Origin of the sequence: Acidovorax sp. NCPPB 3576 (assembly GCF_028473605.1) — a bacterium.
In the GTDB taxonomy this organism is placed as follows: domain Bacteria; phylum Pseudomonadota; class Gammaproteobacteria; order Burkholderiales; family Burkholderiaceae_C; genus Paracidovorax.
In genome coordinates, this window is the sequence record NZ_CP097267.1 from 4,830,274 (window position 1) to 4,856,765 (window position 26,492).

A 26,492-nucleotide genomic window follows, 5' to 3' on the forward strand; every position below is an offset into this window, starting at 1 on the left:
CTTCCAAAAGTCGGGAAAGCTAGGAATCGGCAGCCCGGTCGGTTGGCGCGCCGCGGGTACTTTGAAGCACCTGCATGACACGCTCACCCATAGGGCGGGCAGCCGATTGCGCCGCCTTACGCGACCTTCTTGGCCTTTTCGAAGGCTTCGTCGATGGTGCCGACCATGTAGAACGCCTGCTCGGGCAGGTGATCGCACTCGCCGGCCACGATCATCTTGAAACCACGGATGGTTTCGGACAGGGGCACGTACTTGCCGGGCGAGCCCGTGAACACTTCGGCCACGTGGAACGGCTGCGACAGGAAACGCTGGATCTTTCGGGCGCGGGCCACAGCCAGCTTGTCTTCCGGTGCCAGTTCGTCCATGCCCAGAATGGCGATGATGTCTCGCAGTTCCTTGTAGCGCTGCAGCGTGCCTTGCACACCGCGGGCCACTGCATAGTGCTCTTCGCCCACGACTTGCGGGTCGAGCTGGCGGCTGGTCGAGTCCAGCGGGTCCACGGCGGGATAGATGCCCAGCGAAGCGATGTCACGCGACAGCACCACGGTGGAATCCAAGTGGGCGAACGTCGTGGCAGGCGATGGGTCGGTCAAGTCATCCGCTGGCACGTAAACGGCCTGGATGGAGGTGATCGAGCCGACCTTGGTGGAGGTGATGCGCTCTTGCAGGCGGCCCATTTCCTCGGCCAGCGTAGGCTGGTAGCCCACGGCGGAAGGCATGCGGCCCAGCAGGGCGGACACTTCGGTACCGGCCAGCGTGTAGCGGTAGATGTTGTCCACGAAGAACAGCACGTCGCGGCCTTCGTCGCGGAACGACTCGGCGATCGTCAGGCCGGTCAGGGCCACGCGCAGGCGGTTGCCTGGGGGCTCGTTCATCTGGCCGTAGACCATGGCGACCTTCGAGTCTTCGAGCTTCTCGAGATTCACCACGCCGGAATCGGCCATCTCGTGATAGAAGTCGTTCCCTTCGCGGGTCCGCTCGCCCACACCAGCGAACACCGACAGGCCGCTGTGGGCCTTGGCGATGTTGTTGATGAGTTCCATCATGTTCACGGTCTTGCCCACGCCGGCGCCGCCGAACAGGCCCACCTTGCCGCCCTTGGCGAACGGGCACACCAGGTCGATCACCTTGATGCCGGTTTCCAGCAACTCTTGCGAAGGCGACAGTTCGTCGTACGCAGGGGCCTTGCGGTGGATGGAGGCCGTGAGTTCCTGGCTCACCGGACCACGTTCGTCGATGGGCGCGCCCAGCACGTCCATGATGCGGCCCAGGGTCGCCTTGCCCACGGGCACGGTGATGGGGTTGCCAGTGTTGGTCACCAGGATGCCGCGGCGCAGGCCGTCGGACGAGCCCAGGGCGATGGTGCGCACAATGCCGTCGCCCAGCTGCTGCTGCACTTCCAGCGTCAGGGTGGAACCGTCGAGCTTCAGGGCGTCGTAAATCTTGGGCATCTGGTCGCGCGGGAACTCCACGTCCACCACGGCGCCGATACATTGAACAATCTTGCCTTGCACTTGAGCCATTTTTTGCTCCAAATAAATATGGGTTGAGCTGTCTGTTTACACAGCAGCAGCGCCGGACACGATTTCCGAAAGCTCTTTCGTGATCGCTGCCTGGCGCGTTTTGTTGTAGACCAGCTTCAACTCGCCGATGACGCTGCCTGCGTTGTCGGTGGCGGCCTTCATGGCCACCATGCGCGCGGACTGCTCGGAGGCCATGTTTTCTGCCACGGCCTGGTAGATCAGGGATTCGACATAGCGCAACAGCAATTCGTCGATGACGCTCTGCGCATCGGGCTCATAGATGTAGTCCCAGCCGTGCTCGGTCTTCTCGGCTTCCATCTGCGAGGAAGACAGGGGGAGCAGACGCTCCACCACCGACTCCTGCCGCATGGTGTTGATGAACTTGGTGTACCCCAGGTACACCGCATTGATCTTGCCTTCGGCGTAAGCGTCGAGCAGCACCTTCACGGGGCCGATCAGCTTGTCCAGATGGGGCGTGTCGCCCAGGCCGGTGACATGCGAAACCACCTTGGCACCGACGCGGTTCAGGAAACCCAGGCCCTTGTTGCCAATGGCCACGGCCTCGGTGGACACGCCAGCGGACTGCAACTCGCGCAGCTTGGTGGTCACGGCACGCAACACGTTGGTGTTCATGCCCCCACACAGACCCTTGTCGGTCGTCACCACGATGACACCGGCCACCTTGGCATCGTTTTCCTTCATGAAAGGATGAACGTATTCCGGGTTGGCCTTGCCGAGGTTGGCGGCGATGTTGCGGATCTTCTCGCTGTAAGGACGGGCCGAGCGCATCCGCTCCTGCGCCTTGCGCATCTTGGACGCGGCCACCATTTCCATGGCCTTGGTGATCTTCTTGGTGTTTTCCACCGATTTGATCTTGCCGCGTATTTCCTTGCCTGCTGCCATGATGATTCCTCGTTCGGTTTAGGCGAACGACTTCTTGAACGCGCCGATGGCGGCGGTCAATTCGGCTTCAGCGTCCTTGTCCATGGCCTTTGCCTGCTCCAGCTTGGCCAGCAAAGGGCCATGGCTGGACTTCAGGAACTGATGCAGGCCGTGTTCGAACTCGAGAACCTTCTTGACTTCGATGTCGTCCATGAAGCCCTTGTTCACTGCGAACAGCGTGGCACCCATCAGGGAGATGGGCAGCGGGCTGTACTGGGCTTGCTTGAGCAGTTCGGTCACGCGGGCACCGCGGTCCAGCTGCTTGCGGGTGGCTTCGTCCAGGTCGGAGGCGAACTGCGCGAACGCAGCCAGTTCCCGGTACTGGGCCAGGTCGGTACGGATACCGCCGGACAGGCTCTTGATGATCTTGGTCTGGGCAGCACCACCGACGCGCGACACCGAAATACCGGCGTTGATGGCGGGGCGGATACCTGCGTTGAACAGGCTGGTTTCCAGGAAGATCTGGCCGTCCGTGATCGAGATCACGTTGGTCGGAACGAAGGCGGACACGTCGCCGGCTTGCGTTTCGATGATCGGCAGTGCGGTCAGCGAACCGGTCTTGCCCTTGACTTCACCCTTGGTGAAGGCTTCGACGTAGTCGGCGTTCACGCGGGCAGCACGCTCCAGCAGACGGCTGTGGAGATAGAACACGTCGCCAGGGTAGGCTTCGCGGCCTGGCGGGCGGCGCAGCAGCAGCGAAACCTGGCGGTAGGCCACGGCTTGCTTGGACAGATCGTCATAGACGATCAGCGCGTCTTCGCCGCGATCGCGGAAGTACTCACCCATCGTGCAGCCGGAGTAGGCCGACACGTATTGCATGGCGGCGGACTCGGAAGCCGAAGCGGCCACCACGATCGTGTACTCCATCGCGCCAGCTTGCTCCAGGGAGCGCACCACGTTCTTGATGGACGATGCCTTCTGGCCGATGGCGACGTAGATACACGTCACGCCCTGACCCTTCTGGGCAATGATGGCGTCGATGGCGACGGCCGTCTTGCCGGTCTGGCGGTCGCCGATGATCAGCTCGCGCTGGCCACGGCCGACAGGCACCATGGAGTCGATGGACTTCAGGCCGGTCTGCAGGGGCTGGTCCACCGATTTGCGGGCGATCACGCCCGGAGCGACCTTTTCGATCACATCGGTGAGTTTGGCGTTGATGGGACCCTTGCCGTCGATCGGCTGGCCCAGTGCGTTCACCACGCGGCCGATGAGTTCAGGGCCCACGGGCACTTCCAGAATGCGGCCCGTGCACTTCACGGTATCGCCTTCGGAGATGTGCTCGTATTCGCCCAGAATCACGGCGCCAACGGAGTCGCGCTCCAGGTTCAGCGCCAGGCCGTAGGAAGGCGCGCCCTCCTTGTTGGCCGGGAATTCCAGCATTTCGCCCTGCATCACGTCGGACAGGCCGTGCACGCGCACGATACCGTCGGACACGGACACCACGGTGCCCTGATTGCGGATATCGCTGCTGGCTGCCAGACCTTCGATGCGGCTCTTGATCAGTTCAGAAATTTCTGCGGGATTGAGTTGCATGACTCTTTCCTTCTTTCTTTGGTTAGCCGAGACCTCAAGCCGCTTACGCAGTGAGGGCCGCTTTCATTTGTTCCAGACGGGCTTTGACGGAGGTGTCGAGCACCTCGTCTCCCACGACTACGCGAACGCCGCCGATCAGGGATTCGTCCACCTGTACCGAGACATTCAGCTTGCGGCCGAAGCGCTTTTCGAGCACTGCGTCCAGGCCGGCCAACGCGGCGGCGTCCAGTGCAAATGCGCTGAACACCACGGCATCGGAAGAGCCGTTGCGCCGATTCACCAGCGCGCGGAACTGGGCCGCCACTTCGGGAAGCGCGTCCACACGGCCGTTCTCGATGATGACGCGCAGGAAGTTGCGGGCCGCCTCGGGCAGCGCGCTACGAACCACGCCCGTGATGACGTCGAACACCTGTTCGGCGGTCACCTTGGGGTTGTCCGCCAACTGGCGCAGTTGGGGATTGGCGGCAATCGCCGCCACTTCTTCCACCCAGGCCACGGTGCCGTTCAGGTCGGCACCCGGCTGGGACGTGCTGGCCTTGAACAGGGCTTCCGCGTAAGGGCGGGCAATGGTGGCGAGTTCTGCCATGTGCGTCGCTCCTTACAGCTCGGTCTTCAGGCGGTTCAGCAGGTCGGCGTGGACGCCAGCGTTGACTTCCTTGCGGAGAATCTGCTCGGCGCCCTTGACGGCCAGCGCAGCGACCTGCTCGCGCAGGGCTTCACGGGCCTGGATCGACTGCTGCTCGGCATCTGCGCGGGCAGCGGCGACGATCTTGTTGCCTTCCTCGGTCGCACGGGCCTTGGCCTCGTCGATGATGGCCTGAGCGCGGCGCTCGGCGTCCGCAATACGCGATGCCGTTTCGTTGCGCGTCTGGGCCAGTTCCTTCTCGACGCGCTGGTTCACAGCGGTCAATTCGGTTTTGGCACGGTCGGCGGCAGCGAGGCCATCGGCGATTTTCTGGGCTCGCTCGTCCAGGGCCTTCGCGATCGGGGGCCACACGAACTTCATCGTGAACAGCACCAGGATCAGAAAGACGATGGCCTGAACGAACAGGGTCGCGTTGATACTCACGGCAACACCTTTCTAGTTGGGCGTTGAACGGAGCTTAGGCCAGGACGAAGGGGTTGGCGAAAGCGAACAGCAGCGCGATGGCCACGCCGATCAGGAAGGCGGCGTCGATCAGACCGGCCAAGATGAACATCTTGGTTTGCAGTTCATTGATCAGCTCAGGCTGGCGAGCGGACGCTTCGAGGTACTTGCCACCCATCAGTGCGATGCCGATCGAAGCGCCGATAGCGCCGAGACCCACGATCAGACCACAAGCCAGAGCGACGAGACCGAGAACGTTTTCCATGATGACTCCTAGGATGAAAAGAAAGAAAGGTTGAAAAAGAAAGGGAAAGGATCAGTGAGATTCATGCGCCTGGCCGAGATAGATCAGCGCAAGCATCATGAAAATGAAGGCCTGCAGGGTGATCACCAGGATGTGGAAGATCGCCCAGATCGAGCCTGCAATGATGTGCCCCAGAGGGAGCAACACACCGGAAAGCGACATGGCAGCAGCACCGCCCATCAGGGCAATCAGCATGAACACCAACTCACCAGCGTACATGTTGCCGAACAGCCGCATGCCATGCGACACGGTCTTGGCAATGTATTCAATGATCTGCATAAGCAGATTGACCACGCCCAGGATCAGGGCGAAGACGGGATTCTTGCTGGTGCCGAACGGTGCGGTGACCAGTTCATGCGCCCAGCCGCCCAGGCCCTTGATCTTCACGCTGTAGTACAGGCAAAGCACCAGGATGGCGAACGACAGGCCGAGAGTGGTGGAAAGGTCGGCGGTGGGCACCACGCGCAGGTAGGCGTGATGCGGGTCGTGGCCGGCGGCACCGTAGATCTGGGCCCAGATGGCAGGCAGCAGATCGACCGGCAGCATGTCCATGGCATTCATCAGGAAGATCCAGACGAACACAGTCAGAGCCAGGGGCGCAATGAACTTGCGGCTTTCGGCGTTGTGGATATTGGCCTTGGCCTGGTTGTCCACCATCTCGACCAGGATTTCGACCGCGGCCTGGAAGCGGCCCGGCACGCCGGAGGTCGCCGTGCGCGCCGCACGCCAGAAAACAAAAAGTGCGATGAAACCGAGAACCAAACCCACGATCACGGAATCGAAGTTCACCACGGAGAAATCGACGATGGACTTCTGCTTGATGTTCTGGAGATGCTGCAAGTGGTGAACGATGTATTCACTGGCAGTCGGTGCATGCGCTTCTGCGGCCATCGGACAACTCTTCTATCAATATCAATCGGTTTTTCGGACACCGGGCCGCACCATGAGGGCGATCCAGTACGTTTTCATCGTCACTACCATGCCGGCCAGCAATGCCAGCCAACTCAGCCCCGGAACCAGCCGGGGCGCCGCCGCCAGCATGGCAACGGTCATTGCAACCTTGACCAACTCCCAGCCGAACAAGCCAGTCATCGCACTTCCTGCGGAAGTTTGATGCCGGGCCATTCCGCGAGCGAACAGGGCAGCGGGAATTACCACAGCCAGTGCGCCATACCCCGTGGACCAAGCCACGGTGGGCTTGCCGGAAACCAGCCATGCCACCAGGGCAGCCAGCACTCCGACGAATGCCTGACCCCAGACGATTCGCCAAACGGAAATTCGCGGATGCCGCAAACGCCACTGAACAGCCTCTTCGGCTGACAGGGGCTTGAAGTCGGAATCTTCAGCCTCAGTTTCGTGATCGGGAGCGTTTGTTTTCATCGAGGAATGACGCCCACTTTACAGACCGAAACTTTCACAAAGCCCCTGATTATAAGTAGAAACCACTTTCATCCAGCAATGACCCTCTCAGGTCGGCATGAAAGCGGGCGCACGTTTGCTCCGTTGTGGTGATCGGCCAACGTGAGCCGCCCTGCCAAGGTGCATGCTTTAGGGAGTGCTCACAGCCCTGAACCCAATCAAAATGGCACAAAAGCCGCCATTTATAGACCATTGCAATGACACAACCTCCTTCGACGCCCCCGCCAGACGACGAGTCCGCAACCGATCCACGAAGGGACTCCCTGATCGAGTACCCCTCGGCATTCCCCATCAAGGTCATGGGGCAGAAAGTAGATGGCTTCGTTCATGCAGTGACGGAATTGGCGCACCGCTTCGACCCGACGTTCGACGCATCGACCATCGAGTTGCGCGACAGCCGGGCCGGCAATTACCTGGGCGTGACCATCACAATCACCGCGACCAGCCGCAAACAGCTCGACGACCTGTACCGGGCCCTGTCCTCGCACCCCATGGTCAAGGTGGTGCTTTAAGCCATCATGGAGATTCGCCACCTGGGCCTTGTGGATTACGTCGAGACGTTGCATGGCATGCAGGCGTTTACCGAAGAGCGCACGGCCCAGACGCCCGATGTGCTGTGGATCTGCCAGCATTTTCCTCTCTACACGCAAGGGCTGGCCGGCAAAGCCGATCATGTTCTGGCCCCTGGAGCCATCCCGATCGTCTCCACCAACCGGGGCGGGCAGGTGACGTTCCATGGCCCGGGCCAGGTCGTGGCGTACCCGCTGCTGGACCTGCAGCGTGCCGGTTATTTCGTCAAGGAATACGTCTACCGCATCGAAGAATCGGTGATCCGGACGCTGGCCCATTTCGGCGTCACGGGGCACCGCGTGGGCGGGGCTCCAGGTATCTACGTGCGCTTGGAGGACCCGGCAGGCCATGCCCAGTTACTGCAGCGCCCACGCAAGGCCGAGGGTCTGCCAGCCACAGAAACCCCTGACTTCACCGGGCTCGGTAAGATCGCCGCGCTGGGCATCAAGGTGTCGCGCCATTGCACCTATCACGGCGTGGCACTCAATGTGGACATGGATCTGGAACCCTTCTCGCGCATCAACCCTTGTGGGTACGCAGGGTTGCAAACGGTGGACCTTTCTACAATCGGGGTCCAAACCACCTGGGAAGAAGCCGCCGACGTGCTGAGCCATCAACTCGCCATCCGACTGGCCCCCTGACCACTACCCCTGCCATGAGCACTCCTGAAGTCGTGCGCGAAGCGCAAACCACCGCTGCCTACAACCCGCTGGCCAAGCAAAAGGCCGCCGCCAAGCTGTCGCGCATTCCGATCAAGGTCGAGCAGGGCGAAGTACTCAAGAAACCCGAGTGGATTCGCGTGAAGGCGGGCAGCCCCACCACGCGCTTCTACGAGATCAAGGACATCCTGCGCGAAAACAAGCTGCACACGGTGTGCGAGGAAGCCAGCTGCCCCAACATCGGAGAATGCTTCGGCAAGGGCACGGCCACGTTCATGATCATGGGCGACAAATGCACGCGCCGCTGCCCGTTCTGCGACGTGGGACACGGCCGCCCCGACCCGCTGGACAAGGACGAGCCGCTGAACCTGGCAAAGACCATTGCGCAGCTGCGGCTGAAGTATGTGGTGATCACCAGCGTGGACCGCGACGATCTGCGCGATGGCGGCAGCGGGCACTTCGTGGAGTGCATTCAGCACATCCGCGCACTCTCCCCCACGACCCAGATCGAAATCCTCGTGCCGGACTTCCGCGGACGGGATGACCGGGCCCTGGAAATCCTCAAGGCGGCGCCACCCGACGTGATGAACCACAACCTGGAAACCGCTCCGCGCCTGTACAAGGAAGCCAGGCCCGGCAGCGACTACCAGTTCAGCCTGAACCTGCTCAAGAAGTTCAAGGCACTGCATCCCGGCGTGCCGACCAAGAGCGGCATCATGGTGGGCCTTGGCGAAACGGACGAAGAGATCCTCCAGGTCATGGCCGATATGCGTGCGCATGACATCGACATGCTGACCATCGGCCAGTACCTCTCTCCCTCGAACAGCCATTTGCCCGTGCGCCGCTATGTGCACCCGGACACCTTCAAGATGTTCGAGGAAAAAGCCTACGAAATGGGCTTCAGCCATGCTGCCGTGGGTGCGATGGTTCGCTCCAGCTACCACGCGGACCAGCAAGCGCACGCGGCTGGCGTGTAGCGCCGAGCACTGACCTCCCGTTGCCCCTATCACTCAGGATGTTGCGGGCATTCCGACCGTTGATGCGCTGACGGTAAAGCCGATGCGCGTGACCTGTGCCGTGCTGCGCGCGAAGGTTCTTCCACCGTGCATTCGCGCGATCGCATCCACGATGGCCAAGCCAAGTCCGTGGTGCTGGTCCGAGCCATCACGGGCCGAAGCGGCACGGTAGAAACGCTCGAACAGCCTGCAAAGTGCCTCCGGCGCGATGGTTGGCCCTTGGTTTTCCACAGCGATCTCCGCGCCGTCGCCCCATGCGCTGACGGTCACGACGATGGTGGACTCCTTCGCCGCGTAGCGGATGGCATTGCCTACCAGATTGGAAAGGGCTCGGCGCACCAGCGGCACGTCCACCGGGGCCGTTGCTTCGCCCACGACCGTTGCCCGCAATCCCGCCTCTTCCAACAAGGCTTCGTGAAATTCCAACACGGCACAGGCCTGCTCTGAAAGGCGGACTGGTTGGCGTGAGCGCAAGGACTCTCCCCGATCAGCGCGCGACAGAAACAACATGTCGGCCACGATGCCCGACAGCCGCCGAATCTCTTCGAGGTTGGACACCAGCAGCGACTGCATGTCTTCGGAAGAACGCGGTCGGGCCAACTCGACCTCTGCCGAGGCAATGAGATTCGCCAAGGGCGTGCGCAACTCGTGGGCCACATCGGCATTGAATGCCTTGGACTGCAAATAGGCCTGCTCGACCCGGGCCATGAGCGCGTTGAATTGCGCAATCCAGGGGCGGAGTTCCTGAGCGAATTCCAACGGGTCGATGGGCACACTGGAGGCGTCTGGTGCAATGCGGGCGGTCCGCTCCGCCAGCCTTCGCAGCGGCCGAAGGCCATGGCGCACAAGCAACGCCCCCGTCAGAGAAACCAGCAGCGTGCCCAGCAACACGGCCAGGGCCAGAGTCCCACCCAGCCGGCGCAGAAGGCGCGCGTCCTGCGTCGTGTCGACGCCGATGCGCACGTTAAAGGGTGGGCCGCTGTCCTGCGACATCACCCGATGATCGGCCCAGACCCACTCGCTCGAAGTGGCTGGGGTGGAACTGAACACCTGCGCGCCATCGCGCTCGATGGACACGCTCACGTTGCCATGGGAGGAAAAGTAATCTTCCAGCTTGTGCTGCATGGACAGCGCCCCGCCCTCTTGGCCGCGCTCGTTCAGCAGATGGAATGTCAGACGGGCCTGCTGGTCCAATTCTTCCTGCGCCTTTTGCCGAAAATTCCACGCCGTGACCCCATAGACAGAGGCGCAAAGCACGCTGAGGCCGATCAACGTCTGCAGGGCCAGCCAAAGGGACAGCCGATGCTGTATCGATTGCGAAAACGGGCTCATGTCGCGCCTCGGTCCTCCAAGACATACCCCATTCCGCGCACCGTGTGCAGAAGGCGTCGCGCGAACGGGTCGTCCAGCTTGCTCCGCAGCCGCCGCACGGCCACTTCCACCACATTGGTCTCGCTGTCGAAGTTCATGTCCCACACCTGCTCGGCGAGCGTGGTTCGAGACAGCACTCGCCCTTGGCGACGCATCAGCAAGGCAAGCAAGGCGAACTCCTTGGCAGTGAGGTCGATCCGGACACCTTCGCGGTGGCACCTGCGCGCGACCAGATCGAGTTCCAGGTCGGCCAGCCTCAGCACCGTGTGCTCCTGCAGCGGGCCCCTTCGCAGAAGGGCCTGCACCCGCGCCAGCAGTTCGGAAAATGCAAAAGGCTTGACCAGATAGTCGTCGGCGCCCTGCTGCAGGCCACTGACACGGTCCTCGACCTGATCGCGTGCGGTCACCATCAGCACGGGCACGTCCTTGCCTTGCCGAATGGCGGCAAGCACGCCAAAACCATCCACCCCGGGCAGCATCACATCCAGCAGGATGGCCGAGTAATCGCCCTGCGTGGCGAGGTATCGGCCCTGAATGCCATCCCTGGCAATGTCCACCACATATCCGTTTTCTTCCAATCCTTTTTTGACGTAGTCGCCCAGTTTGGGCTCGTCTTCGATGACCAGTATGCGCATCGGGCCATCGTATCGCCCGGGGCAGATTGGAAGATTACGAATTCGTCATCTGACCGTCGGTGAATTGGCCGACTGGTTTTCTACAGTGACTTCACGCCGGCACACCGTTCGGCTGCATCCCGGTCCGGCGGTTCGGACCGGATGCCCAACCCAGGAGATTGACCATGACCCGTTCACCCGCTGTTTTTCTGCTCGCTGCCATGTCCGCTGCGCTGGTGCCCCTGAGCGCCTCTGCGGCAAGTACCATTCACAGCGCCCCGACCGAAGCCGGCTACACCGTGCATCCGCAGCACGCCGTCGAGGCGACATCGCGCGCAAAAGTCCTGTCGGAACTGGCCACCGCCCGCACCGACGGCACCCTGGTGGCCATGCAGTGGGGATTGGTGCCACCCAGCAAGGACGCCAACGCCCAAAGCACGCTGACACGCGAGCAGGTGCGCACGGAGGCCGAGCGTGCCGCCAAGGGCAATCTGCTGCGCTATGGCGACCATTGATCAAGCGAAGACACCCATGCAAACGCCAGGCGCCTGGCAACACGGTGGCCTCGGGCAATGCCCGGCCCCGTGCCAGGCCCTTACGGCCCACCGATATACTGCCGCCCGATGCGCCGCTGGCTGATGATTCTCTTGCTTTTTGCGATGCCGTTCCAGCTGAGCTGGGCGGCTGCCGCAGGCTATTGCCAGCACGAAAGCAATGCCGGCGCCTCGCATTTCGGACATCACGAACACCACCATGTCGAGGCTGCCAGCGCATTGGAACAAGGCACCGATACGCCTTCGGACCCTCTGCCGGGAAGTCAGGACAACGACTGCCTGGCCTGCCACACCTGCACAGTGCAGCCTTTGGCCGACACGGCCAGCATCGCGGCCACAGCCAGCCCCGCGGCCCGGCCGCAACCCTTTGCCGAGCCGTATCGCACCCACGTGGGTGGCGTTCCCACCCGCCCTGCCTGGTCCGCTTTCGCCTGATTCGGCGAGAGACGCGGCATGCCCTCTCTTTGATCACAGCCCTTCGCTGAGAACTCTCGCCGAATTCGTCCGCCCGTTGTTGTTGCAACCCAGGAGAATTCGATGCACAGGCATTTCGTGTCGCTGGCCACCATGGCTTTGGCGGCATTTCCGGTCTTTTCACACAGCCAGACCGTTTCCTTTCCTTCCTCGTTCACGGCGCAACCACGCGCCGTTGAATCGTCCGAGCCCTTGAGCCTAGCCACTGCGGTGGCGCTGGCATGGCAAAACAATCCCGACCTGTCTGCAATGGCTCGAGGGCGCGACGCGGCGGACGCGGCCATCCAGCAGGCAGGCGCCCGGCCCAACCCCGTGCTGGAAGCCACGGTGGAAGACCTGCGGCAGGAACGCCGCACGACGACCGTACAGATCAGCCAGCCCATCGAACTGGGGGGCAAGCGAACGGCCCGCATTGCCGCCGCCGAGCGGGCGCGGGACCAAGCCGCGGCCGCGGCCCTGGCTCGCCGAGCGGACCTTCGCGCTACCGTGATCACCGCCTTTTTCGAAGTCCTGGCCGCACAGGAACGCGTTCGCTTGGCCCAGGACTCCGTCACCCTCGCGCAGCGGGCGGTGCAAGCCGCGGCCAACCGGGTGACGGCAGGCAAGGTCTCGCCATTGGAAGAAACGAAGGCCAAAGTGGCCGAGTCCGGTGTGCAGGTGGAGCGCTTGCAGGCCGAAGGCGCGCTGCGGACGGCGAGGCAGCAATTGACCGCGCTGTGGGGCAACCCCAAGCCCGCCTTTGCGCACGCCGTGGGACAGCTCGATGCCCTGCCGACCCCACCGTCCAGTCTGGAGATCGAGCAGCGACTGCGCGATGCGCCAGCAATGGTTCAGGCACGGCTGGAAGTCGATCGGCGCAGCGCGCTGACCGCGCTGGAACAAGCCAAGCGGATGCCGGACATCGCCGTGACGCTGGGCAGCAAACGCAGCCCCGACGTGGGAGGAAGCCAGTGGATAGTGGGCGTGTCCATTCCGCTGCCCATTTTCGACACCAACCAAGGCAACCTGTCCGAAGCGTTGAGCCGAGAGGAGCAGGCGCGCGACGAGCTGCTGTCGGCCGAATTGCGCACCGCCTCCGAAGCAGCGGCGGCACTGGAGACCATCCATTCGTCCCGCATCGAGGCCGAAACGCTGCAACGCGACGCCCTCCCCGGAGCGGAGAACGCCTACCAGGCCGCCACCAAGGGCTTCGAACTAGGCAAGTTCAGCTTTCTGGAAGCCCTCGATGCACAGCGCACGCTGCTGCAGGTGCGCACACAAACGCTGCGTACCCTGGCCGCCACACACCGCGCCGCTAGCGATCTGGACCGCCTGCTGGGCCATGCCGGCGACGTCCTGCCCACTCCTACTTCTCCTGCCCGTTGAAAGCCCGCCATGAGCAACACACTGAACAATTCGACCGGCAAGACCGGAAAGCGGCAATGGCTGGTGGTGGCGGCCATTCTGGTCATCACGCTGATCGCCGGCGCACTGATCCTGCGGGGCAATAGTGCACCCGTCCAAGGCGGCCATGCCGAAGCGGATTCCCATGCATCCCACGCGGAAGAAGCGTCCCATGGCTCCCACGATGAAAAAGGCGCGCCCCAGGAATCCCATGCAGGCGAAGAAGCGGCCAAAGGACCGAATGGAGGCCAGCTCTTCACTGAAGACGGCTTCGGCCTGGAAGCGAAAGTATCGGAAGACGGCGGCGCGCCGCACCTTGCAGTCTGGCTTTTCGAGCAGGGAAAGCCGCTGAAGGCGGATGCAACCCAGGTGTCCGCCACGCTCACACGGCCGGGGGGTGAGCGGCAAACACTGTCGTTCGCCGCCGATGGCGCGGGACTGAAGAGCGTGCAGCCCGTCGAGGAACCGCACGTCTTCGAGATTACCCTCTCGGTGCAGAAGGATGGCCGCGCCCGTGCCTTCACGCTCCACCAGGAAGAGGGAAAGATTCCCCTCACGGAAGCGCAGGCCAAGGCCTCCGGCATTGCGATCGACACCGCAGGACCGGCGCGCCTCCGCGCCTCGCTGCAGTTGCCGGGCGAAATCAAATTCAACGAAGACCGCACCGCACACGTCGTGCCGCGGCTGGCAGGCGTGGTGGAGAGCGTCTCGGCCCAGCTCGGCCAACAGGTTCGCAAGGGGCAGGTGCTGGCCGTGCTGTCGAGCCCGGCCCTGTCCGAGCAACGCAGCGAACTGCAAACCGCCCAGCGCCGGGCTGAACTGGCCCGAACCACCTATGAGCGCGAGAAAAAGCTGTGGGAAGAAAAAATTTCTCCAGAACAGGACTACCTGCAGGCACAGCAGTCCCTGCGCGAGGCGCAGATCGCGGTCGCCAATGCGCAGCAGAAGCTCTCTGCCATTGGCGCAACGCCTGCCTCATCGGCTCTGGGCCGTTATGAACTGCGCGCCCCCTTCGACGGCATGGTGGTCGAAAAACACCTGTCGCTGGGCGAGTCGGTGAAGGAAGACGCCAACGTGTTCACCCTCTCCGACCTTTCCACCGTGTGGGCCGAAATCAGCGTGGCCGCGCAGCACTTGCCGTTGGTGCGTGGGGGTGAACGGGTGACCGTGCGCTCCACGGCATTCGATGCGAAGGCGGAGGGAGAGGTCTCTTACGTCGGTGCCCTGATCGGCGCGCAGACGCGCATGGCAACGGCCCGCGTGGCGGTTCTGAATCCGCAAAAGGTCTGGCGGCCCGGGTTGTTCGTGGAGGTCGAACTGGTGTCGTCCGAGACGGCGGCACCAGTCACCGTGCTGACCGATGCGGTGCAGACCATCGATGAAAAAACCGTGGTCTTCATTCGGGTCGAAGGCGGCTTCATCCCTCAGCCAGTGCAACTGGGCCGCACCGATGGCCAGCGGGTCGAGGTCGTCAAGGGGTTGGCGGCCGGTACAGCCTATGCCGCGGCCGGCAGCTTCGTCGTGAAATCGCAGCAGGGCAAAAGCTCGGCATCGCATTCGCACTGAAAGTGACCCATGTTTGAACGTGTCATTCAGTTTTCCATCGCGCAGCGCTGGCTTGTGATGCTGGCCGTGCTCGGCATGGCGGCCTTCGGCCTCTATAGCTACCAGAAGCTGCCCATCGATGCCGTACCGGACATCACCAATGTCCAGGTGCAGATCAACACCGCGGCGCCCGGCTACTCGCCCCTGGAGGTGGAGCAGCGCGTGAGCTTTCCCGTGGAAACCGTCATGGCGGGGCTGCCCGGACTGCAACAGACCCGCTCGCTGTCGCGCTACGGGCTGTCGCAGGTGACCGTGATCTTCCAGGACGGCACCGACATCTACTTTGCGCGGCAACTCGTGAACGAACGCATCCAATCGGCGCGCGGTCAGATGCCGGAAGGCGTTCACCCGATGATCGGGCCGATATCGACGGGGCTCGGAGAAATCTACCTCTGGACGGTAGAGGCCCAGGACGGCGCCCGAAAGCCGGACGGGCAACCCTACACCTCCACCGACCTGAGGGAGATCCAGGACTGGATCATCAAGCCGCAACTGCGCAACGTGCCCGGCGTGACCGAGATCAATTCGATCGGCGGGTATGCCAAGGAGTACCAGATCGCCCCCAGCCCCGACAAGCTGCTGGCCCATGGCCTCACGATGGGCGACCTCGTCACCGCGCTCGAACGCAACAATGCGAACGTGGGAGCCGGGTACATCGAGCGCCGCGGAGAGCAGTACCTGATCCGCGCTCCCGGGCAGGTGCAGTCGATGGACGATCTGCGCAACGTCATCCTCGGCAATGCGGGCGGTGTGCCCTTGCGGGTGCGGGACGTGGCCGAGGTCGGCATCGGCAAGGAACTGCGCACGGGCGCCGCCACGGACAACGGCCGGGAGGTCGTGCTGGGCACGGTGTTCATGCTCATCGGCGAGAACAGCCGCACGGTCTCGCAGGCCGTGGACCGCAAGATGAAGGAGATCAACCGGACCCTGCCCGCCGGCGTGCATGCCGTGACGGTGTATGACCGCACGGTGCTCGTGGACAAGGCCATCGCCACGGTGAAGAAGAACCTCTTCGAGGGCGCGGTGCTGGTGATCGTGATCCTGTTCCTCTTCCTGGGAAACATCCGCGCGGCGTTGATCACGGCCATGGTCATTCCGCTGTCGATGCTGTTCACCTTCACCGGCATGGTGAACCAGAAGGTCAGCGCCAACCTGATGAGCCTGGGCGCGCTGGATTTCGGCATCATCATCGACGGCGCCGTCGTGATCGTCGAAAACTGCGTGCGGCGCCTGGCGCATGCACAGCAGCACAAGGGCCGGCCGCTGACGCGGGCAGAGCGGTTTCACGAAGTGTTCGCCGCTTCGCAGGAGGCGCGGCGTCCGCTGTTGTTCGGCCAGCTCATCATCATGATCGTGTACCTGCCGATCTTCGCGCTCACGGGGGTGGAGGGCAAGCTGTTCCATCCGATGGCATTCACGGTGGTCATCGCGCTGATCGGAGCGATGGTGCTGTCGGTCACCTTCATCCCAGCGGCCGTGGCGCTGTTCATCGGCAAGACGGTGGGCGAGAAGGAGAACCGGCTCATGGGCTGGGCCCGCCGCGCCTACGCGCCGCTGCTGGACCGCGCCATGGGTGCCAAGCCCGTCGTCATCACGCTGGCACTTGCGGCCGTGCTGCTGTCCGGCCTGCTGGCCACGCGCCTGGGCACCGAGTTCGCGCCCAGCCTGGGCGAAGGCGATTTCGCCATGCAGGCACTGCGCATTCCGGGCACGAGCCTGTCGCAATCCGTGGCGATGCAGCAGCAGCTGGAGAGCGCGCTGAAGGCGAAGTTTCCCGAGATCGAGCGGGTCTTCGCCCGCACCGGAACGGCCGAGATCGCGTCGGACCCGATGCCGCCCAACATCTCGGACGCCTACATCATGCTCAAGCCGCAGGACACCTGGCCCGCGCCGGCCAGGTCACGGGAGCAGCTGCTGGCAGCCATCCAGGCCGAGGTGGAGCAACTGCCGGGCAACAACTACGAGTTCTCGCAGCCCATCCAGTTGCGGTTCAACGAACTCATCTCCGGCGTGCGCAGCGATGTGGCGGTGAAGATCTTCGGTGACGACATGGCCGTGCTCGACCAGACCGCCCAGAAGGTGGCCGAGGTACTCAACCGCATCGACGGCGCCACCGAGGTCAAGGTAGAGCAGACGAGCGGCCTGCCCGTGCTGACGGTGAACATCGATCGCGCCAAGACCGCCCGCTACGGGCTGAATGTGGGCGATGTTCAGGAGGCCGTGTCGATTGCCGTGGGCGGACGCGAAGCCGGCACCCTGTTCGAAGGAGACCGGCGCTTCGGCATCCTCGTGCGGCTGCCTGAGCACATTCGCACCGACCTGGAGGCCATCCAGCGGTTGCCCGTGGCGCTGCCCCGCAGCGGTGACGCCGCCGACGCGCGCGCCCGATTCATCCCATTGAGCGAAGTCGCCACGCTACAACTCGCCCCTGGCCCCAACCAGGTCAGCCGGGAGGACGGGAAGCGCCGCATCGTCGTCAGTGCCAACGTGCGGGGACGGGACCTGGGCTCTTTCGTGGCCGAGGCGGAACAGGCCATGCAGGCCGTGCAGATTCCGGCAGGCTACTGGACCGCATGGGGTGGCCAGTACGAAAACCTGCAGTCGGCCACCCAAAGGCTGCAGGTGGTCGTGCCAGTGGCGCTGCTGCTGGTCTTCACCCTGCTGTTCGCCATGTTCGGCAACGTGAAGGACGGGCTGGTCGTGTTCACCGGCATTCCGTTCGCCCTTACTGGCGGCATCGTGGCGCTGTGGCTGCGCGACATTCCGATCTCGATATCGGCCGCGGTCGGCTTCATCGCGCTGTCGGGCGTCGCCGTGTTGAACGGGCTGGTGATGATCGCCTTCATCCGCGGCCTGCGCGAGGGCGGCATGCCGCTGGACGCGGCCATCCGCGAGGGAGCACTCACCCGGTTGCGGCCCGTGCTCATGACGGCGCTGGTGGCCTCGCTGGGCTTCGTGCCCATGGCCATTGCCACCGGCACCGGAGCGGAGGTGCAGCGGCCGCTGGCGACGGTGGTCATCGGCGGCATCCTGTCCTCGACCGCGCTCACGCTGCTTGTGCTGCCGCTGCTTTATCGGATCGTGCACCGGCGCAGCGAAGAGGAAGAATCAGGCGGTGCGCCAGCGCCTGCGACCTGACTTGCCTGACACGCCATGCCGCTGTCTGAGGCTGGCCCTCTGAATCACCGCAGTGAGCGGGAAAGACCGAGGGCCAGCGCCTGCCGGGCGCCAAGGTCAGGCAAGGGTGTAGCCGTGGGCATCCAGCGCAGCGCGGCCATCATCCAGCACTTGACGGGACCAACGCATGAAGGGCTCGACAAAAGTCTGCCCGATCGAATCCGTTCTGAGGTGCAGGTCGATCTCCCGGTATCCGGCCTCCATCCGGATCACGTTGCGCGCCAGCAGCATCAGTATCTTGGTCCTTTCCAGCGGATCGCCGGCCTTCTCCAGCATGTACAGATCCAGCGCGGTCACGTGCATGAAGGAATACTGCGCATGGAACACCGCCGTCATCGGTCTCGTTCGATCCTTGCGTATAGGGCTATCAAATCGCTGATCGGGCGAATTGGCGATCAGCCGGTCTGCCGCTTCCACCGACACACCCATTGCACGCAGCTTGTGGTGCGCCATCTCGTGAAGCAAGGCCTGCGCCAGGCCCAGCGGGTCATCAACGGTCACCAGGATGCAGCCGAAGTCCGCCTCGTGCGAATGGCTCGATGATCCGAAAGCCCACTGGCCCAGCCGCACCTGCGCCAGATCGCAATAAGGATGCACGGCTTCCACCAAGCGCTGAAACTGCGCGTGGGCCGCAGGCCATCGCGCAAGAAGTGCCGCAGCCTTGTCGAGATGCGGGTGGTCCAACGCAGCAGGCACCATGCTGGCCGACCCAAGGCCCCGCTCCGGACCGGCGCGCACCGCCACCATGCCACCGCAAAAGGCATGCGAGCCTTCTGGCGGACGGCGCTGATATGGCGCAGGCCGCAGCGGAGAGGCCCCGCTGCCAGCCAGAGCCAGAATGGCATCGGTGTCGTAGCCGTCTGGCTGCGGCACCGCCATGCGCGACCAGTCAATGGCCGCCAGAATTTCATCGAATGGCTTCACGATCCCTCCAAGCCCATGACCACGTGGGGTCATGCGGCAGATGGTTGCGGCGGTTCAGCACAGTGCCGTCAACCCGAATTCACGCAGGCTGCGGCACGGCGGCCATCGGCGTGCAGCGTGATCGTCTTGCGCGCCGGGACCGAAAACGGAAAACCCAGGCCCTGCGTCGCGAAAGCGACATGGCTGACGCCCTGCTTCAGGATCGCCATGTCTGCAGCCCCCGGTGGCGCGAGAAAGCACAGCTTGAATACGGGCGCCTTCACCTCGGTGATGCCATGCCGGTCAGTCCATGAAATCGACCACGACATCATTTCCTGCAGCCAATCCACCTCGGTTCCATAACCGCCATCGAGTGCGGCCTGCCGCAGCGTCCGAGCCGCATCCAGCGCGTGCCGGCAACCGGGCTGGCACGGCGCCACCGGCAGCAGAGACAGACCCAGGGGAGCCAGCAGCGAGTGCGGCAAAAAGCCATCGTCCAGATGCACTGTGGACGGCGCTTCTGCCGATGCGGCATGGCCTGCCAGGCAACATGGCGGAACCTCCAGCCGCGCCAGGAACGCGCCCCGATCGCCATCGGCCCACGCGGCCTGGACAGAAGCCACGCTGGAGGGCTCGCCGCAGATCAGCAGCCCCGCGCGTTCTGCCCAGGGATCGGAAGGGATTGCATGGGTCAGCGCGGACGACGGCAGGAACGCATGCCCCACCTCCATTCGTCCCGCCAAGCCGGCCAGGCGTTCGAAACTGGACTCAGGAACCAACCGGACCGAGCAACGCCCAGAATGCAGCCGGCCTGCATGGATGGTGACGTCTTCCAGCATCGTGCGCACTTGCTCCATGCGCGGCTGCCAGAAACTGCGAGCAGCGTTGCTGACCCAGCTGATCCGGGGAATGCTGCCCGCACCGCTCTCGATTTCAGAGGATCGGGGCTCCGGTTCAGCCGCAGGCCCGGCAGGCAGCAGGCCCTGGTGAAAATAGCCCAGGGTCTTGCTGATGGACGGATTGCGACCTTGTTTCCAGGCGGTGATCTGGAAACGCTCCAGTTCGATGCGCAAAGGCTGCAAGGTCAAGGGGATTCTTCCCGCAAGAACCAATCGGGATTCGATCAACTGGAAGAGATGCTTCCATTCCTCGCAGTTTTCCGTGCGGTTGCGCCAGTCGCCCCCGACCGCCGTGCCGGGACACTGTCCCTTGCACATGAGAAAGAAGCGGCATCCAGAACAACCATGATCCGATTGAGGCGTGTTGAAAAGAGCCACATAGCGCTCGAATCCCGGTACCTGCGCCTTGATGAAATCGATGCCGTCCTTGTTGGTCCTTCCGCAGTTGCTCGACTGTCCATTTCCTTCCACGCCCTGCACCGCCTCCGTGGTGTAGGGATCGCAGGCGCGCCAGATGCAGCTGGCCTTGCCGTCCTTTCCCTCCAACAGGTTCTCGATATCGCGGAACAGATCGAAACGAATGTTGGTGAAGCGAGGCTCCGCCTGCGCAAAAGCCAACAACGCCGAAATGTTCTGCTGGGCTGAGAGCACCAGGCGCCCCCGCAACGATTCATCGTCGACTTCGAGCAGATGCAACCGGACATTCCGAATGCCCATCGTGTCCAGCCGGTGCATCCATTCGATCATTTCCGGAATCTTTTCACCGCTCGCGTTTCCACCGTGCAGCGTGACGATCAGGCTGGGTACCTGGCGCGCGTCGCACAGTTGCGCAATCACGTCCTCCACCCGCGCAGTGGCCTGGCGTGTCTTTTCCAGGCTGCCGTTCCAGCGGGCGTCATTCATCGGTCCCGGTCCGTCGATCGAGATGCCCACGCTCACCTTGTATCGACGGAACAGGTCGATGTGCCGGCCTTCAATCAGCACGCCGTTGGTCTGGATGGTATTGGCGCCAAACCGCTCAAGCCCCCACGCAAACAGGTGCTCCAGGTCGTCGAACTTCATCAGCAGGGGCTCCCCGCCGAACAACGTGAAGGGTCCGCCGATGCGCTCGGCTTCCGCTTTGATCTTCTCCAGGTCGTAGGGCGTGCGGTGATTGCCGGCGTCCCGCTGCGGCTGCTGGTAGCAGTAGCTGCACGCCAGATTGCATGCCACGCCCAGCGGGCGAAGTTCGATGGTCATTGCCTGGATCTCCAGTGGTCATCTTCTCGTGGACGGAACGCAGCATCCATGGATGCATGGACACCGCCAAGCTGCGCGGGCTGGCACATGGCCCCCGCGCAGCGGTCAGCACTGGCAGGCCAGGAATGGTGCGGGGATGGCCCCGTTGATGGCATCCTCGGTCTCGGATGCGATGAAGCCATTGACCAGCGCAGTCACCGTCTTGAGCAACGCATTCCCCAGATTGAGGGCATCGGCATCGCTCAGGCCCACCGAGATCAGTGCACCCGCAATGCCACTCCAGTTGCTGTAGCTGCTGACATTCGTCGGCAACGTGACCGTGATGCTGTCGATCGATGCGTAGTAACCGGGGACCTTGTTCTCGGTATTGCCCGTGCAGTAGAGCGAGATGGCGCCGGCCATGGTGCCGGTCGTCCCTTTCACCGCCACGCTGGAATGGTCCGTGGCGGCTGGAAGCGGCGGAGCCTGTACGCTGATATCGAACGATGGCGTCAAGGCAGAGCCGAAAGAAACATCAGCCGAGAAGGGGAACGAATACCCTGTCGCGGGAGGCATGGGAATGTCCACCGATGAAGGAATCACCAAGTTGCTGATCACCAGCGAACCGCAGCCGGTCAGCTGACTGAGCTTTGCCGTACAGATGATGCCGCCCACCGTGGTCGCCGGGGTGTCGTAATGCGCGGACGTATCGTCGTGCGGCAGCGAGGTATCGTCGTGTGGCGTGGACGTATCGTCGTGCGGCGTGGTGTCGGTATGCGGTATGCCCAACGGCTTGTAGCCGGGAATATCGTCATGCACGAGCTTGGAATCGACATGGTTATTCGTGTCCACGTGATCGTTGGTGTCGACGTGGGCTCCTGTCGAATCCGCATGGGGAATGGTGGAACTGGAGCCATAGGTTTCTGTGACGCTTGCCGCATTGCAGAAGTACATGTTGTCCAGCACGGATGGCTTGCACCCCTGGGCGATCTCGAACGTGTAGTTTTGCGCCGCAGGTGACTGGATAGCGGTATTGATGGCGACGGTCAGGCTGGATGCGAGATCCGGTGGCAGCTGGATGGTTTGAGACATGGTTCACTCCCTTGGTTGAATTGGTTTTACCCATTGGCAAAAATCGCCGACATGGAACTTGCGTGCGGGTGGCATTTACCGGGGGGCACAGGGGTGATGCCGTCAGATGCAGAAGCTGGATTTCCGCTTCGATATTTCTCAGTGGATGAAGAAATGGATGGCCCCTCAATATGAAGACGCATCCACACAACCATGCTTGGCATGCATATTGAAAATACATGCCGCACGAATATCAGTTCCACGGACAAGTACAGACAGGTCTCCATGCCCATGCACGGATGGCGGAAAATCAATGGAGTTGCGGACGAACGGCCTTGACCTCCATGCCCCGGCTTTGCAGACGGCTACATGAGCGCCATGGGCGGACCATGGAATAGCACGGCGCGTGATTCCATGAAAGGCCGCAGCAGCTTTTGACCTGCATTCATCAGAAATCCCTCCCTATTGGAAAGGCGGTATGTCATTAAGGAAAGATCCAACTGGACCTGCCTTTGCATTCGCCTTTGATCTAGTTTTATTTTGATAAATCTGCAATGAATATAGCAGTGATTTTTTATCTTGGAGTCTGCAAGACGTAGCTGAAAACACCGAGACAAAAATGCAACACTGCCATTGCAAATGCCGCCATGGCCGGTAAATCACACCGCGAGCCGATACCCCACACCGGTCTCGGTCAACAGATGGCGCGGCTGGGCCGGGTCGGCCTCCAGTTTCTGGCGCAAGTGGCCCATGTAGATGCGCAGGTAGTGGTTCTGGTCGGAGCGCATGGGGCCCCACACCTCGCGCAGCAGCTGCCGCTGCGTGATCACGCGGCCGGCATTGGCCACCAGCACGGACAGCATGCGGTACTCGGTGGGCGTGAGGTGCACCTCGGCATGGCCACGCCGAACCACCCGGGCGTTCCGGTCCACCTCGATGTCGCCGAAGCGGAACACGGGCTCTTCGGCAACCGGGGTGAGCCCGTTGCCGCTGGCGGCGCGCGGGCGGCGCAGGTTGGCACGCACACGCGCCAGCAGCTCGCCGGTGCCGAACGGCTTGGTGAGGTAGTCATCGGCCCCCGCATCCAGGGCCGCGATCTTGTCGGCCTCGTCGGTGCGGGCCGACAGCACGATGATGGGCACCGCCGACCAGCTGCGCACGTCGCGGATCAGGCCCACGCCGTCGCCATCGGGCAGCCCCAGATCGAGCACCAGCAGGTCCGGCTGCCGCGTGCCGGCGGCAGACAGCCCCTCGCGCAGCGTGGCGGCCTCGTGCACCTGCCAGCCCTCGGCTTCGAGCGCGCTGCGCACGAAGCGGCGGATTTGCGGCTCGTCCTCGATCACGATCACCGTTCGCACAGCCAGGGTCATGGCGTTCCCGGTGCACCACCGGGCTCCAGAGGTTCGTCCAGGGGAAGGGGGGGCTCATCCCGCCGCGGCAGGGTCACGGTGAATTCCGCACCGCCGCGTTCGGCGCTGGAGGCTGATATTTCGCCCCCATGCGCTTGCACGACGGCCTTGCAGATGGCCAGCCCCAGGCCCACGCCGGGCGTGGCCGACTCCGACTGGCCGCGGGTGAATTTCTCGAACAGCGTGTGCTCCTGCCCACGCAGCGCCAGCGGCAAGCCCGGGCCGTGGTCCCGCACGGTGAGCCGCAAGGCCGTGGGCGTGGTGGAGGCGGACACTTCGATGGGCGGCGCGCCGTATTTGGCGGCATTTTCCAGCAGGTTGACCAGCACCCGCTCGATGAGCACGGCATCGAATTCCACCAGCGGAAGGTCCGCCGGCAGGTGCGTGACCACCGGCAAGCTCCCCAGCGCAGGGCGTGCCGCACGGATGGCGGTGCCCACCACCTCCTCGACCGATTGCCAGTCGCGCCGCAGGTTCACGCTGCCGCCGGCAATGCCGCTCTCCAGCCGCGCCATGTCGAGCAGGTTGCTCACCAGCGCATGCAGCTGGTGGGCCTGCGCCACGATGGCGCGGCCGGCTTCGGCCTGGCCTTCGGCCGACTGCGCGGGCAGCGACTCCGCCAGCGCGATCAGCGCGGTGAGCGGGGTGCGCACGTCGTGCGAAATGGCCCCCAGCAGGGCGTTTCGCAGGCGTTCGGATTCCATATCCACCACCGCGCGCTGCGCCACATCCACGTAGTGCACGCGCTCCAGGGCGATCGCGATCTGCCGCGCCAGCGTGTCGAGCTGCTGCGCCTGCTCGGGAATCAGCAGCCAGCGCGGCTGCGCGGGTTCCAGCGCCAGCACGCCGCGCACGCGCATGGGGGCGGTGAGCGGCACATAGCGCCAGCTCTGCGCGGCGAGCGTGGCCGTGGCCAGGCCGGCGCTCTGGCCCTGGCGCAGCGTCCAGTCGGCCACGTTCGCATCGAATCCAGGCGGCAGCCCCTCGGGCATGGCCAGGCGGTCGCTCTCGTCCAGCGCGAGCACCGCCGCGCGCCCGCCGAAGTGCTTTTGCACCGCGGCGGCGCCGATGGCGGTGATCTGCTCCACCTGCAGCGCGGCGGACAACTCGCGCGTGAGGTCGAACAAAGACTGCGCACGCCGCTCGCGGCTCGCCGACACGCCCGCCGCAAAGCGCAGCCCCGCGGTGAGCTGCCCCACCAGCAGCCCCACCATGAGCATGACCCCGAAGGTGACCAGGTACTGCACGTCGCTCACGGCGAACGACATGCGCGGCGAGACGAAGAAGAAATCGAACGCCAGCACGTTGACCAGCGCCGCGAGGGCCGCGGGCGCCCTGCCGAAACGCATGGCCACACCCACCACCCCGAGCAGGTACAGCATGACGATGTTGGCCAGCTCGAACACCCCGGACAGCAGGTGGGTGAGCAGGGTGACGGCCACGCTCACGGCCAGCGACCACACGAAGCCCGGCCAGCGGGCCGGCTGGCGCTCTTCGCTGTCCAGCGCATCGCCGCCCGGCCGGCCCCAGTCCGCCTGCGCCAGGCGCCGTGAACTCCCGGCGCGCCCCGCCTCCACGATGTCGAGCGCAGGTGCGGCAACGGCCAGGGCCTGCGCCACCGGACGCGCCCGCCACCAGCGCTGCCAGCTGGCCGCCGGAGCGGGGCGGCCGACCACCAGCGTGGCGCAGTTGAGGCGGTGCGCATGCTCCGCCAGCACCGGGGCGACCTCGCCACCGGTCAGCACGGCAGTTTCCGCACCCAGGCCCTCGGCCAGTTGAAGCACGGCCAGCACGCGGTCGCGGCGGCGGGCGTCGAGCCGCTGCAGCCGCGGCGTTTCCACATAGGCGGCATGCCAGCGGACATTGAGCTGCCCCGCCAGGCGCGCCGCGGTGCGCACCGTCTGGGCCGCGTCCTCGCTCGGCCCCACGCAGGCGAGCAATGCGCCGGACGTGTTCCAGGCCGGGGGAACGCGGTCGCCGCCCGCGCCCGACTGCTCCACGCGCCAGCCGCGCACGTCGTCCTCGACGTGCTCTGCCGTGCGCCGCAGTGCGATCTCCCGCAGCGCGATCAGGTTGCCCTTGCGAAAGAAGTTCTGCGCGGCCCGTTCGGCCTGGTGCGGCAGATAGACCTTGCCCGCCGCCAGGCGCGCGGCCAGTTCGTCCGGTGTGGCATCGACCAGCACCACCTCGTCGGCTTCGTCCAGCACCGTGTCGGGCACGGTCTCGTGCACGCGCACGCCGGTGATGGCGCCGACGGTGCCGTTCAGGCTTTCCAGGTGCTGAACGTTGAGCGCGGTCCACACCTCGATCCCGGCGGCAAGCAGTTCCTGCACGTCCTGCCAGCGTTTGGCGTGCCGGGAGCCGGGCGCATTGGAGTGGGCCAGTTCGTCCACGAGCAGCACGGAAGGCTGGCGCGCCAGTGCACCATCCAGGTCGAACTCGGTGCGCTGGCGTCCCCGGTAGTCCAGGCTGCGCAGCGGCAGCACGGGCAGGCCTTCGACCAGTGCAGCGGTCTCGCTGCGGCCATGGGTTTCGACCACCCCGATGAGCACGTCGCGCCCGGCCTTGCGCTCGCGCTGCGCCGCGCTCAGCATCGACCAGGTCTTGCCCACGCCGGCGTTGGCACCGAAATAGATGCGCAGCTTGCCGCGCTGGGTGCGCTCTTCCTCCGCGCGCATCTGGGCGATGAGCGCGTCGGGGTCCGGGCGGGCGATGTCAGGCATGGGCGATGGAATGTGCGGGCCCTATTGTGGCCGGCACC

The 26,492-nt window shown here is 64.0% G+C and carries 23 protein-coding genes; 8 read left to right on the forward strand and 15 right to left on the reverse strand.

The features are described from left to right. Positions 1 to 116: 116 nt before the first annotated feature. Genes atpD through M5C98_RS22045 form a run of 8 tightly spaced genes read right to left on the reverse strand, consistent with a single transcriptional unit; the run spans position 117 to position 6,769 of the window. On the reverse strand, positions 117 to 1,523 hold the full coding sequence (gene atpD, locus M5C98_RS22010; protein ID WP_272549599.1) for a F0F1 ATP synthase subunit beta: 1,407 nt from the start codon (positions 1,521 to 1,523) through the stop codon (positions 117 to 119). 36 nt (positions 1,524 to 1,559) lie between these two features. Then, complete coding sequence (atpG, locus tag M5C98_RS22015; RefSeq protein ID WP_272549600.1) at positions 1,560 to 2,426, reverse strand: F0F1 ATP synthase subunit gamma; 867 nt, start codon at positions 2,424 to 2,426, stop codon at positions 1,560 to 1,562. A gap of 18 nt (positions 2,427 to 2,444) precedes the next feature. Then, entirely contained in the window at positions 2,445 to 3,998 is a 1,554-nt protein-coding gene (atpA, locus tag M5C98_RS22020) for a F0F1 ATP synthase subunit alpha (protein WP_272549601.1), read from the reverse strand. A gap of 43 nt (positions 3,999 to 4,041) precedes the next feature. Beyond that, the gene (locus tag M5C98_RS22025) at positions 4,042 to 4,584 is read right to left on the reverse strand and encodes a F0F1 ATP synthase subunit delta (RefSeq protein WP_272549602.1); all 543 of its coding nucleotides are present in this window, start codon (positions 4,582 to 4,584) and stop codon (positions 4,042 to 4,044) included. Between the two features lie 12 nt (positions 4,585 to 4,596). Further along, positions 4,597 to 5,067 carry a F0F1 ATP synthase subunit B gene (locus M5C98_RS22030; RefSeq protein WP_092745140.1) on the reverse strand — a complete coding sequence of 157 codons (471 nt, stop codon included), beginning with the start codon at positions 5,065 to 5,067 and terminating at the stop codon, positions 4,597 to 4,599. Between the two features lie 34 nt (positions 5,068 to 5,101). After that, positions 5,102 to 5,350 (reverse strand): F0F1 ATP synthase subunit C, encoded by a 249-nt coding sequence (gene atpE / locus M5C98_RS22035; RefSeq protein WP_092745139.1) that lies wholly within the window; start codon positions 5,348 to 5,350, stop codon positions 5,102 to 5,104. Between the two features lie 51 nt (positions 5,351 to 5,401). Then, entirely contained in the window at positions 5,402 to 6,280 is an 879-nt protein-coding gene (atpB, locus tag M5C98_RS22040; RefSeq protein ID WP_272549603.1) for a F0F1 ATP synthase subunit A, read from the reverse strand. Positions 6,281 to 6,301: 21 nt separating this feature from the next. Next, on the reverse strand, positions 6,302 to 6,769 hold the full coding sequence (locus M5C98_RS22045; RefSeq protein WP_272549605.1) for an ATP synthase subunit I: 468 nt from the start codon (positions 6,767 to 6,769) through the stop codon (positions 6,302 to 6,304). 236 nt (positions 6,770 to 7,005) lie between these two features. On the opposite strand from M5C98_RS22045, the gene M5C98_RS22050 reads away from it, so the two are divergent. From M5C98_RS22050 to lipA, 3 genes are read left to right on the forward strand one after another with little or no spacing between them, the layout of a single operon-like run. Beyond that, the gene (locus M5C98_RS22050; RefSeq protein WP_272549606.1) at positions 7,006 to 7,320 is read left to right on the forward strand and encodes a YbeD family protein; all 315 of its coding nucleotides are present in this window, start codon (positions 7,006 to 7,008) and stop codon (positions 7,318 to 7,320) included. A 6-nt stretch (positions 7,321 to 7,326) separates the two neighbouring features. Further along, the gene (lipB, locus tag M5C98_RS22055; RefSeq protein ID WP_272549607.1) at positions 7,327 to 8,019 is read left to right on the forward strand and encodes a lipoyl(octanoyl) transferase LipB; all 693 of its coding nucleotides are present in this window, start codon (positions 7,327 to 7,329) and stop codon (positions 8,017 to 8,019) included. 14 nt (positions 8,020 to 8,033) lie between these two features. Then, a complete protein-coding gene (gene lipA / locus M5C98_RS22060; protein ID WP_272549609.1) occupies positions 8,034 to 9,014 on the forward strand; it encodes a lipoyl synthase in 981 nt (326 codons plus the stop codon). A 33-nt stretch (positions 9,015 to 9,047) separates the two neighbouring features. Here the strand turns inward: lipA and M5C98_RS22065 are convergent, their stop codons facing one another. Together M5C98_RS22065 and M5C98_RS22070 are read right to left on the reverse strand one after the other, a co-directional pair. Beyond that, positions 9,048 to 10,385, reverse strand: coding sequence for a heavy metal sensor histidine kinase (locus tag M5C98_RS22065; protein WP_272549610.1), 1,338 nt, complete (start codon positions 10,383 to 10,385; stop codon positions 9,048 to 9,050). Continuing rightward, positions 10,382 to 11,059, reverse strand: coding sequence for a heavy metal response regulator transcription factor (locus tag M5C98_RS22070; protein WP_272549611.1), 678 nt, complete (start codon positions 11,057 to 11,059; stop codon positions 10,382 to 10,384). The genes M5C98_RS22065 and M5C98_RS22070 overlap by 4 nt, the downstream gene beginning before the upstream one ends. Positions 11,060 to 11,223: 164 nt before the next feature. Here M5C98_RS22070 and M5C98_RS22075 point away from each other — a divergent pair, with 164 nt between their 5' ends. The 5 genes from M5C98_RS22075 to M5C98_RS22095 all read left to right on the forward strand — a co-directional run bounded on the left by M5C98_RS22075 (position 11,224) and on the right by M5C98_RS22095 (position 18,192). Next, positions 11,224 to 11,553 (forward strand): DUF4148 domain-containing protein, encoded by a 330-nt coding sequence (locus M5C98_RS22075; RefSeq protein ID WP_272549613.1) that lies wholly within the window; start codon positions 11,224 to 11,226, stop codon positions 11,551 to 11,553. 108 nt (positions 11,554 to 11,661) lie between these two features. Then, the gene (locus M5C98_RS22080) at positions 11,662 to 12,027 is read left to right on the forward strand and encodes a hypothetical protein (RefSeq protein ID WP_272549614.1); all 366 of its coding nucleotides are present in this window, start codon (positions 11,662 to 11,664) and stop codon (positions 12,025 to 12,027) included. Between the two features lie 102 nt (positions 12,028 to 12,129). Then, positions 12,130 to 13,431, forward strand: coding sequence for a TolC family protein (locus M5C98_RS22085; RefSeq protein WP_272549615.1), 1,302 nt, complete (start codon positions 12,130 to 12,132; stop codon positions 13,429 to 13,431). A gap of 9 nt (positions 13,432 to 13,440) precedes the next feature. Further along, positions 13,441 to 15,015, forward strand: coding sequence for an efflux RND transporter periplasmic adaptor subunit (locus M5C98_RS22090; RefSeq protein ID WP_272549616.1), 1,575 nt, complete (start codon positions 13,441 to 13,443; stop codon positions 15,013 to 15,015). Positions 15,016 to 15,024: 9 nt separating this feature from the next. Further along, entirely contained in the window at positions 15,025 to 18,192 is a 3,168-nt protein-coding gene (locus tag M5C98_RS22095; protein ID WP_272549617.1) for a CusA/CzcA family heavy metal efflux RND transporter, read from the forward strand. 96 nt (positions 18,193 to 18,288) lie between these two features. Here the strand turns inward: M5C98_RS22095 and M5C98_RS22100 are convergent, their stop codons facing one another. The 5 genes from M5C98_RS22100 to M5C98_RS22120 form a co-directional block, all read right to left on the reverse strand. After that, positions 18,289 to 19,155, reverse strand: a complete 867-nt coding sequence (locus M5C98_RS22100) for an aKG-HExxH-type peptide beta-hydroxylase (RefSeq protein ID WP_272549618.1) — start codon at positions 19,153 to 19,155, stop codon at positions 18,289 to 18,291. A 68-nt stretch (positions 19,156 to 19,223) separates the two neighbouring features. Continuing rightward, complete coding sequence (locus M5C98_RS22105; RefSeq protein WP_272549619.1) at positions 19,224 to 21,272, reverse strand: radical SAM protein; 2,049 nt, start codon at positions 21,270 to 21,272, stop codon at positions 19,224 to 19,226. Positions 21,273 to 21,377: 105 nt separating this feature from the next. Beyond that, positions 21,378 to 22,343: a hypothetical protein gene (locus M5C98_RS22110; RefSeq protein WP_272549620.1), complete on the reverse strand. Its 966-nt coding sequence runs from the start codon at positions 22,341 to 22,343 to the stop codon at positions 21,378 to 21,380. A 638-nt stretch (positions 22,344 to 22,981) separates the two neighbouring features. Next, positions 22,982 to 23,692 (reverse strand): two-component system response regulator KdpE, encoded by a 711-nt coding sequence (gene kdpE, locus M5C98_RS22115; RefSeq protein WP_272549621.1) that lies wholly within the window; start codon positions 23,690 to 23,692, stop codon positions 22,982 to 22,984. Beyond that, a complete protein-coding gene (locus M5C98_RS22120) occupies positions 23,689 to 26,454 on the reverse strand; it encodes a DUF4118 domain-containing protein (RefSeq protein ID WP_272549623.1) in 2,766 nt (921 codons plus the stop codon). Before M5C98_RS22120 ends, kdpE begins: the two co-directional genes overlap by 4 nt. Positions 26,455 to 26,492 lie beyond the last annotated feature (38 nt).

Excerpts from the sequence above, each read along its gene's own strand:
- kdpE (WP_272549621.1), bottom strand. The coding sequence starts at position 23,692 with ATGACCCTGGCTGTGCGAACGGTGATCGTGATCGAGGACGAGCCGCAA.
- lipB (WP_272549607.1), top strand. The coding sequence starts at position 7,327 with ATGGAGATTCGCCACCTGGGCCTTGTGGATTACGTCGAGACGTTGCAT.
- M5C98_RS22105 (WP_272549619.1), bottom strand. The coding sequence starts at position 21,272 with ATGACCATCGAACTTCGCCCGCTGGGCGTGGCATGCAATCTGGCGTGC.
- M5C98_RS22110 (WP_272549620.1), bottom strand. The coding sequence starts at position 22,343 with ATGTCTCAAACCATCCAGCTGCCACCGGATCTCGCATCCAGCCTGACC.
- M5C98_RS22075 (WP_272549613.1), top strand. The coding sequence starts at position 11,224 with ATGACCCGTTCACCCGCTGTTTTTCTGCTCGCTGCCATGTCCGCTGCG.
- atpB (WP_272549603.1), bottom strand. The coding sequence starts at position 6,280 with ATGGCCGCAGAAGCGCATGCACCGACTGCCAGTGAATACATCGTTCAC.
- atpA (WP_272549601.1), bottom strand. The coding sequence starts at position 3,998 with ATGCAACTCAATCCCGCAGAAATTTCTGAACTGATCAAGAGCCGCATC.
- atpE (WP_092745139.1), bottom strand. The coding sequence starts at position 5,350 with ATGGAAAACGTTCTCGGTCTCGTCGCTCTGGCTTGTGGTCTGATCGTG.
- atpD (WP_272549599.1), bottom strand. The coding sequence starts at position 1,523 with ATGGCTCAAGTGCAAGGCAAGATTGTTCAATGTATCGGCGCCGTGGTG.
- M5C98_RS22045 (WP_272549605.1), bottom strand. The coding sequence starts at position 6,769 with ATGAAAACAAACGCTCCCGATCACGAAACTGAGGCTGAAGATTCCGAC.
- M5C98_RS22050 (WP_272549606.1), top strand. The coding sequence starts at position 7,006 with ATGACACAACCTCCTTCGACGCCCCCGCCAGACGACGAGTCCGCAACC.
- M5C98_RS22095 (WP_272549617.1), top strand. The coding sequence starts at position 15,025 with ATGTTTGAACGTGTCATTCAGTTTTCCATCGCGCAGCGCTGGCTTGTG.
- M5C98_RS22120 (WP_272549623.1), bottom strand. The coding sequence starts at position 26,454 with ATGCCTGACATCGCCCGCCCGGACCCCGACGCGCTCATCGCCCAGATG.
- atpG (WP_272549600.1), bottom strand. The coding sequence starts at position 2,426 with ATGGCAGCAGGCAAGGAAATACGCGGCAAGATCAAATCGGTGGAAAAC.
- M5C98_RS22090 (WP_272549616.1), top strand. The coding sequence starts at position 13,441 with ATGAGCAACACACTGAACAATTCGACCGGCAAGACCGGAAAGCGGCAA.
- M5C98_RS22025 (WP_272549602.1), bottom strand. The coding sequence starts at position 4,584 with ATGGCAGAACTCGCCACCATTGCCCGCCCTTACGCGGAAGCCCTGTTC.
- M5C98_RS22085 (WP_272549615.1), top strand. The coding sequence starts at position 12,130 with ATGCACAGGCATTTCGTGTCGCTGGCCACCATGGCTTTGGCGGCATTT.
- M5C98_RS22065 (WP_272549610.1), bottom strand. The coding sequence starts at position 10,385 with ATGAGCCCGTTTTCGCAATCGATACAGCATCGGCTGTCCCTTTGGCTG.
- M5C98_RS22070 (WP_272549611.1), bottom strand. The coding sequence starts at position 11,059 with ATGCGCATACTGGTCATCGAAGACGAGCCCAAACTGGGCGACTACGTC.
- lipA (WP_272549609.1), top strand. The coding sequence starts at position 8,034 with ATGAGCACTCCTGAAGTCGTGCGCGAAGCGCAAACCACCGCTGCCTAC.
- M5C98_RS22080 (WP_272549614.1), top strand. The coding sequence starts at position 11,662 with ATGCGCCGCTGGCTGATGATTCTCTTGCTTTTTGCGATGCCGTTCCAG.